The sequence below is a fragment of the Microbacterium sp. K35 genome, from assembly GCF_004794375.1.
Lineage (GTDB): Bacteria > Actinomycetota > Actinomycetes > Actinomycetales > Microbacteriaceae > Microbacterium > Microbacterium sufflavum.
Map to the genome: position 1 here is coordinate 1 of NZ_SSDM01000078.1, position 14,909 is coordinate 14,909.

The following is a 14,909-nucleotide window of genomic DNA, read 5'->3' on the forward strand; positions in this document are numbered from 1 at the left end:
GACGGGCAGGTGCTCGCCGTCGCTGGCGAGCACCTGCCCGTCGGGCGTGAGCAGCCGGACGCCGCTGAGCCCGAAGGCCTCCCGTGTGCGGCTCACGAGCGCCAGCACGGCGTTGTCGCCGCGGAGCACGTTGCCCGCGACCGCCGCCAGCAGCTCCGCCTCGGCCGTCGCGCGCTGCGCCGTCCTCGCCCGGCGGGCGGCCTGATCCACGATGATGCTCACCAGGATCGCGATGACCACGTAGAGCGAGAGCGCGAGGGCGTGCAGCGGATGCGCGATCGTGATCGTGAACAGCGGTGCCACGAACAGGAAGTCGAGCGTGATGCCCGACAGCACGGCGGCGAACACCGCGGGGCGGATGCCGCCGATCAGCGCCACCACGACCACGAGCAGCTGATACGCGAGCACCTCGGCGGTGATCGACTCCGGGCTGCGGAAGGTGAACATGAGCCACGACAGCAGGGGGCCGAACACGAGCGCGACGCCGAAACCGAGCGCCTGGCGCCGCCACCCCAGCGCCCCGCCGGTGATGCGGGGCAGCGCGAGTCGCCCGCCCGCGGCCGCGTGGGTCACGATGTGCACGTCGATGTCGCCCGAACGCCGGATCACCTCGGAGCCGATGCCCGGTCCGGTCAGCGCGGCCGTCAGGCGGCCGCGGCGGCTCACGCCGATCACGAGCTGCGTGGCGTCGGCACCCTGGGCGAACTCCACGAGCGTGCCGGGGATGTCGTCGCCGACCACCTGGTGGTACGTGCCGCCGAGGGACTCCACGAGCGCGCGCTGTGCAGCCAGGGCGCCCGGGGTCTCGCCGCGCAGGCCGTCCTGGGCGGTCACGTGCACCGCGAGCAGCTCGCCCCCGGCCGACCGTGCGGCGATGCGGGCTCCGCGGCGCAGCAGCGTCTCGCCCTCCGGGCCGCCCGTCAGCGCGACGACCACCCGCTCGCGCGCCTGCCAGGAGCCCTCGATGCCCTGCTCGGCGCGGTAGCTGCGCAGCGCGCTGTCGACCTCGTCGGCGAGCCACAGCAGTGCGAGTTCGCGCAGCGCGGTGAGGTTGCCCAGACGGAAGTAGTTCGACAGTGCCGCGTCGATCCGCTCCGCGGGATACACCAGGCCCGCCGACAGCCGGTCGCGCAGGGTCTGCGGGGCGAGGTCGACCACCTCGACCTCGTCGGCTGCACGCACCACGGCATCCGGGATGGTCTCCTGCTGCGCGATGCCGGTGATCTTCTCCACCACGGCGTTCAGCGACTCGATGTGCTGCACGTTGACCGTGGTCACCACGTCGATGCCCGCCCGCAGCAGCTCCTCCACGTCCTGCCAGCGCTTGGGGTGGCGCGAGCCGGGGATGTTCGTGTGCGCGAGCTCGTCGACCAGGGCGATCTCCGGTGCGCGGTCGAGCACGGCGTCCAGGTCGAGTTCGGTCAGCACCACCCCGCGGTGCTCGTCCACGCGTCGCGGCACCTCGGGGAGCCCGGCGGTGAGGGCCGCGGTGGCCGCCCGGCCGTGGGTCTCCACGACCGCGATCACCACGTCGCGGCCCTCGTCGAACAGACGCCGCCCCTCTGCGAGCATCTCGAACGTCTTGCCCACCCCGGGGGCGGCGCCCAGGAGCACGCGCAGGCGCCCCCGGCGCTGGTGCTCCGGCGGGCGATCCGTGCGCGCTGCGCTCATTCACCCTCCCGGTCGTCCAGTGCGAGGTTGAGTTCGGCGACGTTGATCCGCTCCTCGCCGAGGAACCCCAGGTCCCGCCCTTGAATCCTAGACTCCACGAGCGCACGCACCTCGTCCTCGGGCAGGTCGCGCGCGGCGGCCACCCGCGGCACCTGCAGCAGGGCATAGGCGACGCTGATGTGCGGGTCGAGACCGGAGCCGGAGGCGGTCACGGCGTCGGCGGGCACCAGGGACGGGTCGACACCCTCGCGCTCCGCGACCTCGGCCGTGCGCTCGGCGATCGACGCGACCAGGTCGGGGTTCTCCGGTCCGAGGTTGCTGCCGCCCGAGGCGGTGCCGTCGTAGCCGTCGCCCGCCGCGGACGGGCGCGACTGGAAGTACTGCGGCAGGGCCTCGCCGTCGGCGTCGGTGAAGGACTGTCCGATCAGGGCGCTGCCGCGGTCGTCGGGCAGCATCGAGCCGTTCGCCTGTGCGGGGAGCAGCAGCTGGCCGATGCCGGTGACGAGCAGGGTGTAGCCGACGCCGAGGACGAGGGTGAGCACGAGCATCGCGCGGACGGCGACCCCGGCGGTGCGCATCGTGGTGCGGGTGGTGGAGGACATGGTGTGCCTTTCGCGCGGGGGTCAGAAGCCGGGGAGGAGGCTCACGACGAGGTCGATGAGCTTGATGCCGAGGAACGGGGCGATCACGCCGCCGAGGCCGTAGATCAGCAGGTTGCGCTGCAGGATCTGCGAGGCGCTCGCGGGGCGGTAGGCCACCCCGCGCAGGGCCAGCGGGATGAGGAAGACGATCACGATCGCGTTGAAGATGATCGCGCTCGTGACCGCAGACGCGGGCGAGTGCAGCTGCATGATGTTGAGCGCCGCGAGCCCCGGGAACACCCCCATGAACATCGCCGGGATGATCGCGAAGTACTTGGCGATGTCGTTCGCGAGCGAGAACGTGGTCAGCGCGCCGCGCGTGATGAGGAGCTGCTTGCCGATGCGCACGATGTCGATGAGCTTGGTCGGGTCGGAGTCCAGGTCGACCATGTTCCCCGCCTCCTTCGCCGCCGACGTGCCCGTGTTCATCGCCACGCCCACGTCCGCCTGTGCCAGCGCGGGGGCGTCGTTGGTGCCGTCGCCGGTCATCGCGACCAGCCGCCCGCCCTGCTGCTCGCGGCGGATGAGATCGAGCTTGTCCTCGGGGGTGGCCTCGGCGAGGAAGTCGTCGACCCCGGCCTCCGCGGCGATGGCCTGCGCGGTGAGCGGGTTGTCTCCGGTGATCATCACCGTGCGGATGCCCATGCTGCGCAGCTCGTCGAAGCGCTCGCGCAGGCCGTCCTTCACGATGTCCTTGAGGTGCACGACGCCCAGCACGCGCCCGTCCTCGCCGGTGGCGCGCACCGCCACGACCAGGGGTGTGCCGCCGCTGCTCGCGACACCGTCGGTGAGGGAGGTCAGCTCGGCGTCGGTCCCGCGGCCCAGCCAGGCCGACACCGCGGAGCCGGCGCCCTTGCGGATCTCGGTGCCGTCGGAGAGGTCGAGTCCGCTCATGCGGGTCTGCGCGGTGAACGGCACGACCACGGCGTCCTCCGGCGCCTCCACCCGGAGGCCGCGCGCGGTGGCCAGTTCGACGATCGAGGCGCCCTCGGGCGTAGGGTCGGCCAGGGACGACAGGGCGGCGACCCGCAGCAGCTCCTCCGCGTCGACGCCCGTCAGCGGCAGCACCTCGTGCGCGCGCCGGTTGCCGTACGTGATCGTGCCCGTCTTGTCGAGCAGCAGCGTGGTCACGTCTCCCGCGGCCTCGACCGCGCGGCCCGACATCGCCAGCACGTTGCGCTGCACGAGGCGGTCCATCCCGGCGATGCCGATGGCCGACAGCAGCGCGCCGATCGTGGTCGGGATGAGGCAGACGAGCAGAGCGATCAGCACCGGGATGCTCACCGGGGAGGCGGCGTACGAGGCGATCGGGTTCAGCGCCAGCACCACCACGACGAACACGATCGACAGGCTCGCGAGGAGGATGTTCAACGCGATCTCGTTCGGGGTGCGCTGACGGCTCGCGCCCTCGACCAGCGCGATCATCCGGTCGACGAAGGTCTCGCCGGGCTTCGACGTGATGCGCACCACGATGCGGTCGGACAGCACCCGGGTGCCGCCGGTGACGGCGCTGCGGTCGCCGCCGGACTCGCGGATGACCGGGGCGCTCTCGCCCGTGATCGCCGACTCGTCGACGGTCGCGATCCCCGCCACGATGTCGCCGTCGCCCGGGATCAGCTCGCCCGCGGTCACGATCACGACGTCGTCGCGCTGCAGCTCCGCCGACGACACCTCCACGGTCTCGGCGCGCTCGGCCGCGGGATCCGCCGCGGGATCGTGGCGCACCACGCGGCGGGCCATCGTGCTGGTGCGGGTCTTGCGCAGGCTCGCGGCCTGCGCCTTGCCCCGGCCCTCCGCGACCGACTCGGCCACGGTCGCGAACAGCACCGTGAGCCACAGCCACACCGCGATGCCCCACGTGAACGCGAGGGGAACGGGCGAGCCACCGGAGTCGGCCGGTCCGCCCAGGAAGGGCTCCGCGATCGCGAGCACGGTCGTGAAGGCCGCGCCCACCCAGACGAGCAGCATCACGGGGTTGCGCACGAGCGTGGCGGGGTTGAGCTTGCGGACGGCGCCGGGCAGCGCCTGCACGAGCTGCGACCAGCCGAACGACCGCGGTGTCGCAGCGGGGGCGGGGGCCGCGGCGCTCTCGGGCGCGGACGGCGTGGTGAGGAGGGTCATGTCAGAGTCCTTCGGCGAGCGGTCCCAGTGCGAGCACGGGGAAGTAGGTGAGGGCGGTGACCACGACGGTCACCGTGAGGAGCAGGCCGACGAACTGCGGCCGGTGGGTGGGCAGGGTCCCGGTCGTGGCGGGGATGCGCTCCTGCGCGGCGAACGACCCCGCGAGCGCGAGCACCAGCACGATCGGCAGGAAGCGGCCGAGCAGCATCGCCACACCCAGGGCCGTGTTGAACCACGGGGTGTTCGCGGTGAGCCCCGCGAAGGCAGAGCCGTTGTTGTTCGCGGCCGAGGTGAAGGCGTACAGCACCTCGCTCATGCCGTGCACGCCCGGGTTGAGGATGCTCGTGGACTCCACGTCGTCCCGGATGCCGGGGATCGCGAAGCTCAGGGCCGTGCCGCCGAGCACGAGCGCCGGAACCACGAGGATGTACAGGCTCGCGAGCGTCATCTCCCGCGGGCCGATGCGCTTGCCGAGCCACTCCGGCGTGCGGCCGACCAGCAGCCCGCCCACGAAGACCGCGACGATCGCGAGCACCAGCATGCCGTACAGCCCCGAGCCCACCCCGCCGGGGGCGACCTCGCCGAGCATCATGTTCAGCATCGGCATCATGCCGCCGAGCGCCGTGTACGAGTCGTGCATCGAGTTGACGGCGCCCGTCGAGGTGAGCGTGCTGGCACTGCCGAACAGCGTCGAACTGAGGATCCCGAAGCGCTGCTCCTTGCCCTCCATCGCGGCTCCGGCGAGCTCGGGTGCGGCGCCCCGGCCGGCGAGCTCCAGTGCCGAGAGGGCGACCGTCGAGGCGAGGAAGATCGTGCCCATCACGGCGACGATCGCGTAGCCCTGGCGGTGGTCGCCCACCAGGCGGCCATAGGTGCGCGGCAGCGCGAACGGGATCACCAGGATCAGCAGCACCTCGATCAGGTTCGTCCACCCGGTGGGGTTCTCGAACGGGTGGGCGGAGTTCGCGTTGAAGAAGCCGCCGCCGTTCGTGCCGAGCAGCTTGATGGCCTCCTGCGACGCGACGGGTCCGCCGGGGATCGTCTGCGCGCCCCCGGACACCGTGGTCACGTCGGTGAAGCCCGCGAAGTTCTGGATCACGCCGCCGGCCAGCAGGGCGACCGCGCCGATAAGGGCGAGCGGCAGCAGCAGCCGCCCGAGCCCGCGGGTCAGGTCGACCCAGAAGTTGCCGATCGTCGCGGAGCCGCGGCGGGACAGACCCCGCACCAGCGCGATCGCGACCGTGAGGCCGACCGCCGCCGACACGAAGTTCTGCACCGTGAGGCCGGCCAGCTGCACGGTGTAGCCCATGGTCTGCTCGGGCGAGTACGACTGCCAGTTCGTGTTCGCGACGAACGACGCGGCCGTGTTGAACGCGAGGCCCTCGGGCACGGCGGGGAGCCCGAGCGACTCCGGCAGGAACGCCTGCAGCCGCTGCAGCGCATAGACGAGCACGAGGCCCACGAGCGAGAACAGCAGCACGCTCCGGGCGTACGCGCGCCAGGTCTGCTCCGAGCGCGGGTCGACCCCGATCACGCGGTACAGTCCGCGCTCCACCCGCAGGTCCTTCGCGGAGGTGTAGACGTGGGCGATGTAGTCGCCGAGGGGGCGGTAGAGCAGCACGAGCACGACCACGACGGCCGCGACCTGGAGCACCCCGAACAGGATCGTCGCGTCCATCAGAACCGCTCCGGGGCGACCAGGGCGACGACGAGGTAGACGATCGCGGCGACGGCCAGCACCGCGGCGATGATCTCGAACACGATCATGCGCGGTCCACCGCCTTCGCGACGAGGGACACGAGGGCGAACAGCGCGAGGGTCAGCGCGAGGTAGATGATGTCGAGCACGACCCCGATCCAACTCCCGGGCGTCGCCGCCTCCGTCGATCCTCACGGTTCCCCTACGCCACGTCCGCCGATGCATGCGGCTTTCTCACGGTCGGCCCTATGCTCGCGAGGTGGAGACGCGCGGACACCGGATCAGGCCAGGGGCCGTGCTGGTGCTCGCCCTCGTCGCGGTCGCGGCGGTCTGCGTCGTCACCGGGTTCCTGCCGAGCGACGACGCCGAGGCGCTCGGGCTGCGGACCGCTCCGGTGCTGGGCTTCGTCGTCGCGATCACGATCGTCGCGGAGCTCGCGCGGGACGCGGCGGTGTTCGACGTGGTCTCGCAGCGGCTCGCCCGGTGGGGTCGAGGCAGGGTGGCGCTGCTGTGGCTGCTCGTGATCGCGCTCGCCGTGGTGAGCACGGTCTTCCTCTCGCTCGACACGACGGCGGTGATCGTCACGCCCGTGGTGGTGGTGCTCGCGCAGAGCATCGGTGTCCCGCCGATCCCGTTCGCGCTGGCGACCGTCTGGCTCGCGAACACGGCCTCGCTGGCCCTCCCGGTGTCGAACCTCACGAACCTGCTCGCGGCGCGTCAGATCGGCGACGGGCCCGCCGCGTTCGTCGCGCTGAGCTGGGCGCCGACCCTCGTCGGCATCCTCGTCCCCGTGCTGCTGCTCACCCTCGTGCACCGGCGCACCGTGTTCTCGCGCTACCGCACGCCCCCGCCCCGGCGCCCCGCCGATCCGGTGCTGTTCTGGACCGCGACGGGCGTGCTCGTGGTGCTCATGCCCGCGCTCGCCCTGAGCCACGACGTGTGGATCCCGGCGACGGTCGCCGCGGTCGCGCTCGTGGCGGTGTTCGCGGTGCGGCGGCGCAGGGCGCTGCGGTGGGGACTGGTGCCCTGGCAGGCGGTCGCGCTGGCCGCCGCGCTGTTCGTGCTGGTGGAGACGCTGCACGCGCGGGGAGCGCTCGACGTGCTCACCGCGCCGATCGCGGGCGACGGGTTCGGTGACCTCCTGCGGCTCGCGGCGCTCGGTGCCGTGAGCGCCAACGCCATCAACAACCTCCCCGCCTACCTCGTGCTCGAGCCCGCGGCGGGCGACCCCGTCGCGCTCATGGCGCTGCTGATCGGCGTGAACCTCGGCCCGCTGATCACGCCGTGGGCCTCGCTCGCGACGCTGCTGTGGCACCACCGCATCACCGCGCTCGGCGTGGAGATCCGCTGGAGCCGCTTCATGCTGTGGGGGACGGTGGCGGCGGTGCCGACGGTGATCGCCGCGGTCGCCGTGCTGGCCCTCGTCGCCGGCTAGTGCCGGGGGTCAGCTCCCTACCGGCCACTCCTCGGCGAGCAGACCGTAGTTCATGCCGTCGAGCCACTCGCCCGAGCGGTGCAGGGCGGTCTTGCGGCTGTGCTCCTCGCGGCGCATGCCGAGCCGCTCCATGAGCCGCCAGGAGGGCTCGTTGTCGGCGAAGCAGCCGGCGTGAACGCGGCGCAGGCCGAGCGGGCCGAAGCACACCTCGATCGCCGCCCGCACCGCCTCGGTCGCATAGCCGCGGCCTGTGGAGGCGGGGTCGAGCACCCAGCCGAGCTCGGCCTCCACGCCCTTCGCGCGCTCGGCGACCTCGAGCTGCGCCCAGGCGTCCTCGATGCGGATCATGAGGTCGCCGATGGGGGTGGGGGCGTCACCCTCGTGCTCGGGCAGGCGCTCGATCAGGTACAGCGACGCCAGTCGGGCGGGCTCGAGGTGGCGCTCGCGGAACGCCTCGATCGTGTCGGGCGCGAGGCCCAGCCAGCGGTTCACCTCGGGCAGGCGTCGCCACTCCCACATCGCGTCGAGATCGTCGGGTGTGCACGGACGCAGCTGCAGCCGGGGGGTGCGGACGGGCCAGGGAACGCCTTCGGTCATGCCCTCAGCCTAGGGCGGGCTCCGCGCCGCGCGACCCCGGACTGCCGGGTGCGTACGGCGAGGGCCGCGCAGGCGATCACGGCCAGTCCTCCCGCGACCGTGGGCCAGCCGATCTGCTCGTGCAGCAGCAACCCCGCCCACGCGATACCCATCACCGGCTGCACGAGCTGGATCTGGCTCACCTGCGCCATCGGCCCGATCGCGAGTCCGCGGTACCAGGCGAAGAAGCCGAGGAACATGCTGACCGCGGCGAGATAGGCGAACGCGAGCCACTGCACGGGTGTCGCGGCGGGCGGCTGCGCGACGGCGGCGACGACAGCGAGCGCGGCCATCGGGGGAGCGGCGAGCACGAGCGCCCAGGAGATCGTCTGCCACGACCCGAGCTCGCGCGCGAGCAGGCCGCCCTCCGCGTAGCCCACGGCCGCGGCGAGCACGGCCCCGAAGAGCAGCAGGTCGGCGACGTGGAGGGTGCCGAGTCCCCCGCCCTGTGCCACGGCGAACACGACGGCACACGCGGCGCCGGCGGCCGCGAAGACCCAGAACGACCGCGCCGGCCTCTCTCCCGTGCGCACCACGACGGCGACGGCGGTGGCGGCGGGGAGCAGGCCGATCACGACCGCGGCGTGACTTCCGGGCGTCGTGGTGAGGGCGAAGGAGGTGAGGATCGGGAAGCCGACGACCACGCCGCCCGCGACGACCGCGAGGCGTGCCCACTGTCGGGCCGTGGGTGTGCGGGACCGCGCGAGAGTGAGCACGCCCGCGGCGAGGACGGCCGCGACCACGGCGCGCGCCGACCCGATGAACAGGGGGGAGAGTCCGGCGACCGCGACGCGGGTGAAGGGCAGCGTGAAGGAGAAGGCGATCACGCCCAGGAGCCCCCAGGCGGCACCTGCGTATCCGGATAGCACTGTCGGACGAAGGACAGTAGCGCTACTCTGTTCTTTCATGGGTCAGGATAGCACCGAGCGCATCGTCCGCGGACTGCGTGCCTGGGTGGCGTCGGCCGCACCCGGTGCCCGGCTCCCGTCCAGTCGCGCGCTCGTCGCCGAGTACGGGGCGAGCCCGGTCACGGTGCAGCGCGCCGTGCAGCAGCTCGCGCGCAGCGGTCTGATCGACACGCGGCCGGGGGTCGGCACGTTCGTCCGGGCCGCGCGGGCCCCCAGAGCGCTGGACCACAGCTGGCAGACCGCCGCGCTCGGCCCCGCCCCCATGCGCTCCTCGGGTCTCTCCGCGACGCAGCGCACCGCCGCCCCGGACGTCATCGGCCTGCACTCGGGCTATCCCTCGCCCGAGCTGCTGCCGGAGCGCCTGGTTCGGCAGGCGCTCGTCCGGGCCTCGCGCACCCCCGCCGCGGTGACGCGCTCCCCGGCCGCCGGTCTTCCCGAGCTCCAGGCGTGGTTCGCCGCGGAGCTGGCGGCGACCGTCCCCTCCGGCATCGCGGCGCCGTCGCCCAGGGATGCGCTGGTCGTGGCCGGCAGCCAGAGCGGCCTGAGCTCGATCTTCCGGGCCGTCGTGGGCACCGGGCGGCCGCTGCTGATCGAGTCGCCCACGTACTGGGGGGCGCTCCTGGCGGCGGAGCAGGCGGGGGTCGCACTGGTGCCGATCTCTTCCGGACCGGCCGGTCCCGACCCGGACGAGGTGGAGCGGGCGTTCGCGCGGACGGGAGCGCGGGCGTTCTACGCCCAGCCGACGTTCGCGAATCCGAGCGGTGCACGCTGGTCGGCCGCGACGGGGGAGGCGGTGCTCGAGATCGTGCGGCGGCACGGGGCGTTCCTCATCGAGGACGACTGGGCGCACGACCTCGGCATCGACGCCGACGCGCATCCCCTCGCCGCGGCCGACGACGACGGACACGTGGTGTACGTGCGCTCGCTCACCAAGAGCGTCTCGCCCGCGCTGCGCGTGGCGGCGGTGATCGCCCGCGGCCCGGCGCGCGAGCGGATCCTCGTGGACCGGGCTGCCGAGGGCATGTACGTGAGCGGGCTGCTGCAGGCCGCGGCGCTCGACGTGGTGACGCAGCCGGCCTGGCGCACGCACCTGCGCGGATTCCGCGAACAGCTGCGCACGCGCCGTGACCTGCTGGTGTCGAGCCTCGCAGCGCACGCGCCCGGGGTGACGGTGGAGAACGTGCCGGCGGGCGGCCTGAACCTGTGGGCGCGGCTGCCGGAGGGGACGGACGTCGGCCGGGTCGTGCGGGAGTGCGAGCTCCGCGGCCTGCTCATCGCCCCGGGCGGAGAGTGGTTCCCGGCGGAGCCCGCTGGCGCGTACGTGCGACTCACCTACGCGAACGCCGATCCCTCCCGGTACGCCGAGGCCGCGGGCATCCTCGGCGCCGTCGTCGACGGGTCCTGACTCCTCACTTCCGCGGCCAGAGCTTCCGGCGCAGCGCGGGGAACAGCAGGGCGACCGCGACGAGCAGGGAGATCGCGACGTTGAGCAGGAAGATCGGATTCTCCCCTGAGAGGAACTCGTAGACCACCGCGTTCCCGGCGGCGCTGATCACGGCGAGAGCCAGCACGAGATACATCGTTCTTCTCCCGTGGGCAGTGCGCGCGCTCCTTTCACCCTCCAGACTACCTCATATGACGACAGTATGATCCGAAATGACTGCCATGGAGCATGGTAGGTGCGGCCTCGACCCGGCGGTCTCGGCTGAGCCGGCGCGCGCGGAAGCCGCCGGACTCAGTCCGTCGAGGGGGGACCGGCGGGGCGGTGGGCGCGTCGGCCCGACACCACGACTGGGCGACCGGCGCGCTCCTGGCCGGGCAGCGGGCGGGAGCGGCGACCGTAGATGAGCTCGGACGAGTCGAGCAGCCACGGCACCAGGGTGATCGAGACGCCGTGCACCAGCATGAGCTGGTTCGCGAGGCGACGTGCCCGCCGGTTGTGCAGGAACGACTCCCACCAGTGGCCCACGATGTACTGCGGCAGATACACGGTCACGACCGAGGAGCCGTGCTTCTCGCGGTACTGGCGGATGAACTGCGTCACCGGCTGCGCGAACGAACGGTACGGCGACTCGACGATCACGAGGGGCACCGGCACGAGGTGCTCGGCCCACTCGCGCTGCAGCGCCGCCGCGTCGTCGGCCGACACGGCCACGTGCACCGCGAGCGTCTTGTCGTGCTTGGCGGCGATCGCGTAGTCGATGGCCTTCATGACCGGCTTCTGCAGATGGTTCACGAGCACGATCGCCACGTCGCCCGACGCCCCGAAGCGGGTGGTGTCGTCGATCGCGATCTCGTGTTCCACGTCGCGGTAGTACCGCTTCACGCCGATCATGAGGAACGCGAGCACCGGGATCGCGAAGAACACCAGGTAGGCGCCGTGCGTGAACTTGGTGATGGTCACGATGACCAGCACCAGCACCGTGAGGGTCGCCCCGGCCGAGTTGATCAGCAGGCCCACCTTCGCCGAGCGGCGGTCGGTCGCCGCCGCGCCGTCTCGCGGCCCTGTCGCCGGTGCGCGCAGCACGCGTCTCCAGTGGCGCACCATGCCGATCTGCCCGAGCGAGAACGACACGAACACCCCGATGATGTAGAGCTGGATCAGTGTCGTCAGCCGGGCCTGGAACACCACCAGCACCGCGATCGCCGCGATGCCGAGCAGGATCATGCCGTTCGAGAACACCAGTCGGTCGCCGCGGGTGTTGAGCGACTTGGGGGCGTAGCCGTCGCGCGCGAGCACCGCGCCCAGCAGCGGGAAGCCGTTGAAGGCCGTGTTCGCCGCGAGCAGCAGCACGCACGCGGTCGCCGCCTGCACGATGAAGAAGGGGATGCTGCCGCCGCCGAACGTCGCGGCCGCGATCTGCGCCATCAGGCTCGGCTGCGGCGTGGTGCAGTCGAAGCCGATCAGGTCGCACGGGTTCTCGGCGTAGTGCACGCCCGTGATGAGCGCGAGGGCGGTGAGGCCGGAGAACAGGCAGATCGCGATGGTGCCCATGAGCACGAGCGTGGACTGGGCGTTGCGCACCTTGGGCGCCCGGAACGCGGGCACGCCGTTCGACACGGCCTCGACACCGGTGAGCGCGGAGCATCCGCTCGAGAACGCGCGCAGGATGAGGAGGATGACGGCCGCCTGGCTCAGGCTCTCCGCCTGCACGCTGAAGTCCGCGCTGGACGCGACGGGGGCGTCGCCGAAGACCGTGCGGATCAGGCCCGTGACGATCATGATGCCGACCGAGCCGATGAACACGTACGTCGGGATCGCGAACACCAGCGACGCCTCGCGCACGCCGCGCAGGTTCACGATGATGATGAGGATCACGAAGCCCACCGCGAGTTCGACGCGGAAGGGGTCGAGCCCCGGCACGGCCGAGATGATGTTGTCCACGCCCGAGGCGACCGACACCGCGACGGTCAGCACGTAGTCGACCAGGAGTGCCGCCGCCACGATCACGCCGGGGATCTCGCCGAGGTTCTTCGACGCGACCTCGTAGTCGCCGCCGCCCGAGGGGTAGGCCTTGATGAGCTGACGGTAGCTGAGCACCACCACGAGCAGCAGCACCACGACGGCGATCGCGACGAGCGGCGTGAACGACAGGAACGTGAGCCCGCCGATCAGCAGGATCATCACGAGCTCCTGCGGCGCGTAGGCCACCGAGCTCAGCGCGTCGGAGGCGAAGATCGGCAGCGCCATGCGCTTGGGGAGCAGCTGCTCGTCGACCTGCTCGCTCGTCAGCGGGTCGCCGATGAGGATGCGCTTCGCTCGCGGCGGCGCGTCCGCGCCGAGTCGGGTTTCTTCTGACACGTCCGGCGACACTACGCCCGCGCGCGGCGCCCTCACAAGATCCTTACGGAATCCCTACGGTCGCATTCCGCACCCTGACGGAATCCTTACGGGCACCGCGTAGCCTTGTTCTCCATGGGGGAGCAGGTCGTTCTGGGTGTCATCGCGATCGCGATCGGAATGGCCGTCGGCATCGTGCTGTTCGTGCCGTTCGTCGCGATCAGCTACCGCCGCCGCGGGAGGCTCAGCTTCGGGAGGACGATGCTGTGGCTCGCCGCCCTGATCTACTTCTGGGCGATCTGGACGTACACGCTGCTGCCTCTGCCCGACCCCGACGCGATCCGCTGCGTCGGCGCGATCATCGACCCGATGTCGGTCGTGCACGATCTGCAGCGCGCGTTCGCGTCTCCCCAGCCGTTGCGTCACCCGGCGTTCCTGCAGCTGGCCTTCAACGTGCTGCTGTTCCTCCCGCTCGGGGCGTTCGTGCGGGTGCTGGCCGGCCGCGGGGTCGTGGTCGCCCTGGTCGCGGGTCTCGGGCTCTCGCTGCTGGTCGAGACCACGCAGCTGACCGGCGTGTGGGGACTGTACCCGTGCGCGTACCGGTTCTTCGACGTCGGCGACCTGATGACCAACACGATCGGCGCGGTCGTGGGCTGCACGCTCGCACTCGTCGTGCCGCGCGCCCTGCGCGGCTCGCGCGCCGCCGCGGATGCGGATCAGCCGCGCGCGGTCACGCGCGGACGCCGGGCCCTGGCGATGCTGTGCGACGGTCTGGCGTACTTCTTCGTGAGCGCTGTCGTCGCCGTGACCGTGCAGCTCTGGCTCGCGTACGTCGTGGACGACCGGGCGGCGGTGCTCGACGGCGCTGCGTCGGAGCTGGTGAGCACGGTGGCCGCCTCGGGCCTGTGGCTCGTTCTGATCCTCGTCACCGGTCGCTCGGTCGGCGATGTCGCGGTGCAGCTGCGCTACACCGGCTCGCGCCTGCCGATGATGCTCGCGCGCCTGCTGCGGTGGGCGGGCGGCATCGGCGGCATCGGCGCGCTCGCCCTGCTCGGCTTCCCGTTCGACCTGATCTCTTCGGTGCTCTACCCGGTGGCGGTCGTGCTGCTGTTCACCACGCGTCGCGGCCGCGGGCTCCCCGGGCTCCTCTCCGGGCAGGACGTGGAGGACGCCCGGCAGCCGCAGGAGCAGGCGCCCGCCGCATCCGCGTGACCGGTCGGCCTGACCGGCTGATCGTGCGTGCGAGGGAGGCCGGGCTCGGTCGGGACGCGCCGGACGCTCCCGCGTGACCGTGATAATCCACAGCGCTTTCCGATCACGGATCGATAACGTCGATCCCATGAGCGTGATCCCGGTCGACGAAGCCATGATCAGCGAGGCCAAGGAGCTGCGCGATCAGCTGCAGCGCTTCCTGCGCGAGTACGAGTTCGGCATGCGGGAGGTGGAGACGAAGATCTCGATCCTGCGCGACGAGTTCACGCACGACCACGCCTACAACCCGATCGAGCACGTGAAGAGCCGCCTGAAGTCGCCGGACAGCATCGTGGAGAAGCTCGCGCGCAAGGGGATCGACGAGCCCGACTTCGAGCGCATCCGCGCCGAGATCACCGACATCGCCGGGGTGCGGGTCACGTGCAGTTTCGTCGCCGACGTGTACCGGCTGTTCGACCTGCTCACCGCGCAGGACGACGTGACCGTGCGCACCGTGAAGGACTACATCGCGCAGCCGAAGGCGAACGGCTACAAGAGCCTGCACGCGATCATCGAGGTGCCCGTGTTCCTGTCGACCGGCGCGCTCTCGGTGCCGGTGGAGGTGCAGTTCCGCACGATCGCGATGGACTTCTGGGCGAGCCTGGAGCACAAGATCTACTACAAGTTCTCCAACCAGGTGCCCTCGCACCTCGTGCAGAGCCTGACCGACGCGGCGGATGCGGCCGCCGAGCTCGACAGCCGCATGGAGCGCCTGCACCGCGAGGCGCACGGCGTCCCGCGCCGGCAGCTCGCCCCGCCGCCCCCGC

The 14,909-nt window shown here is 71.9% G+C and carries 13 protein-coding genes; 4 read left to right on the forward strand and 9 right to left on the reverse strand.

Features of this window, described 5'->3' with window-relative positions; all coding sequences use genetic code 11:
- The 5 genes from DW299_RS02035 to DW299_RS02055 form a co-directional block, all read right to left on the reverse strand.
- Nucleotides 1-1,671 (reverse strand): sensor histidine kinase (locus DW299_RS02035; protein ID WP_136035457.1); only part of this gene is annotated, 1,671 nt, incomplete at its 3' end.
- Entirely contained in the window at nucleotides 1,668-2,273 is a 606-nt protein-coding gene (gene kdpC, locus DW299_RS02040) for a potassium-transporting ATPase subunit KdpC (RefSeq protein WP_136035458.1), read from the reverse strand. The genes DW299_RS02035 and kdpC, both read right to left, overlap by 4 nt.
- A gap of 21 nt (nucleotides 2,274-2,294) precedes the next feature.
- Nucleotides 2,295-4,433, reverse strand: coding sequence for a potassium-transporting ATPase subunit KdpB (kdpB, locus tag DW299_RS02045; RefSeq protein ID WP_136035459.1), 2,139 nt, complete (start codon nucleotides 4,431-4,433; stop codon nucleotides 2,295-2,297).
- 1 nt (nucleotide 4,434) lies between these two features.
- Nucleotides 4,435-6,111 carry a potassium-transporting ATPase subunit KdpA gene (gene kdpA, locus DW299_RS02050; protein ID WP_136035460.1) on the reverse strand — a complete coding sequence of 559 codons (1,677 nt, stop codon included), beginning with the start codon at nucleotides 6,109-6,111 and terminating at the stop codon, nucleotides 4,435-4,437.
- On the reverse strand, nucleotides 6,111-6,200 hold the full coding sequence (locus DW299_RS02055) for a potassium-transporting ATPase subunit F (RefSeq protein WP_136032743.1): 90 nt from the start codon (nucleotides 6,198-6,200) through the stop codon (nucleotides 6,111-6,113). The genes kdpA and DW299_RS02055 overlap by 1 nt, the downstream gene beginning before the upstream one ends.
- A gap of 190 nt (nucleotides 6,201-6,390) precedes the next feature.
- On the opposite strand from DW299_RS02055, the gene DW299_RS02060 reads away from it, so the two are divergent.
- Complete coding sequence (locus DW299_RS02060; RefSeq protein WP_240745290.1) at nucleotides 6,391-7,566, forward strand: SLC13 family permease; 1,176 nt, start codon at nucleotides 6,391-6,393, stop codon at nucleotides 7,564-7,566.
- A 9-nt stretch (nucleotides 7,567-7,575) separates the two neighbouring features.
- Here the strand turns inward: DW299_RS02060 and DW299_RS02065 are convergent, their stop codons facing one another.
- Together DW299_RS02065 and DW299_RS02070 are read right to left on the reverse strand one after the other, a co-directional pair.
- A complete protein-coding gene (locus tag DW299_RS02065; RefSeq protein ID WP_136035462.1) occupies nucleotides 7,576-8,163 on the reverse strand; it encodes a GNAT family N-acetyltransferase in 588 nt (195 codons plus the stop codon).
- Nucleotides 8,160-9,110 carry a DMT family transporter gene (locus tag DW299_RS02070; protein ID WP_136035463.1) on the reverse strand — a complete coding sequence of 317 codons (951 nt, stop codon included), beginning with the start codon at nucleotides 9,108-9,110 and terminating at the stop codon, nucleotides 8,160-8,162. Before DW299_RS02070 ends, DW299_RS02065 begins: the two co-directional genes overlap by 4 nt.
- Here DW299_RS02070 and DW299_RS02075 point away from each other — a divergent pair.
- A complete protein-coding gene (locus tag DW299_RS02075; protein ID WP_136035464.1) occupies nucleotides 9,109-10,515 on the forward strand; it encodes an aminotransferase-like domain-containing protein in 1,407 nt (468 codons plus the stop codon). The genes DW299_RS02070 and DW299_RS02075 overlap by 2 nt on opposite strands.
- A 4-nt stretch (nucleotides 10,516-10,519) precedes the next feature.
- On the opposite strand, the gene DW299_RS18800 is transcribed toward DW299_RS02075, so the two are convergent.
- Together DW299_RS18800 and DW299_RS02080 are read right to left on the reverse strand one after the other, a co-directional pair.
- On the reverse strand, nucleotides 10,520-10,690 hold the full coding sequence (locus DW299_RS18800; RefSeq protein ID WP_168443057.1) for a hypothetical protein: 171 nt from the start codon (nucleotides 10,688-10,690) through the stop codon (nucleotides 10,520-10,522).
- A 155-nt stretch (nucleotides 10,691-10,845) separates the two neighbouring features.
- Entirely contained in the window at nucleotides 10,846-12,801 is a 1,956-nt protein-coding gene (locus DW299_RS02080; protein WP_446724778.1) for an APC family permease, read from the reverse strand.
- 225 nt (nucleotides 12,802-13,026) lie between these two features.
- Here DW299_RS02080 and DW299_RS02085 point away from each other — a divergent pair, with 225 nt between their 5' ends.
- Both DW299_RS02085 and DW299_RS02090 read left to right on the forward strand, forming a co-directional pair.
- Nucleotides 13,027-14,103, forward strand: coding sequence for a VanZ family protein (locus DW299_RS02085; protein WP_136035465.1), 1,077 nt, complete (start codon nucleotides 13,027-13,029; stop codon nucleotides 14,101-14,103).
- A 127-nt stretch (nucleotides 14,104-14,230) separates the two neighbouring features.
- Nucleotides 14,231-14,909 (forward strand): GTP pyrophosphokinase (locus DW299_RS02090; RefSeq protein ID WP_136035466.1); only part of this gene is annotated, 679 nt, incomplete at its 3' end.

What these genes read in the sequence shown, in the direction of transcription:
- kdpC (WP_136035458.1), bottom strand. Translation starts at nt 2,273, where the DNA reads ATGTCCTCCACCACCCGCACCACGATGCGCACCGCCGGGGTCGCCGTC.
- kdpB (WP_136035459.1), bottom strand. Translation starts at nt 4,433, where the DNA reads ATGACCCTCCTCACCACGCCGTCCGCGCCCGAGAGCGCCGCGGCCCCC.
- kdpA (WP_136035460.1), bottom strand. Translation starts at nt 6,111, where the DNA reads ATGGACGCGACGATCCTGTTCGGGGTGCTCCAGGTCGCGGCCGTCGTG.
- DW299_RS02055 (WP_136032743.1), bottom strand. Translation starts at nt 6,200, where the DNA reads ATGATCGTGTTCGAGATCATCGCCGCGGTGCTGGCCGTCGCCGCGATC.
- DW299_RS02065 (WP_136035462.1), bottom strand. Translation starts at nt 8,163, where the DNA reads ATGACCGAAGGCGTTCCCTGGCCCGTCCGCACCCCCCGGCTGCAGCTG.
- DW299_RS02075 (WP_136035464.1), top strand. Translation starts at nt 9,109, where the DNA reads ATGGGTCAGGATAGCACCGAGCGCATCGTCCGCGGACTGCGTGCCTGG.
- DW299_RS02070 (WP_136035463.1), bottom strand. Translation starts at nt 9,110, where the DNA reads ATGAAAGAACAGAGTAGCGCTACTGTCCTTCGTCCGACAGTGCTATCC.
- DW299_RS18800 (WP_168443057.1), bottom strand. Translation starts at nt 10,690, where the DNA reads ATGTATCTCGTGCTGGCTCTCGCCGTGATCAGCGCCGCCGGGAACGCG.
- DW299_RS02080 (WP_446724778.1), bottom strand. Translation starts at nt 12,801, where the DNA reads ATGGCGCTGCCGATCTTCGCCTCCGACGCGCTGAGCTCGGTGGCCTAC.
- DW299_RS02085 (WP_136035465.1), top strand. Translation starts at nt 13,027, where the DNA reads ATGGGGGAGCAGGTCGTTCTGGGTGTCATCGCGATCGCGATCGGAATG.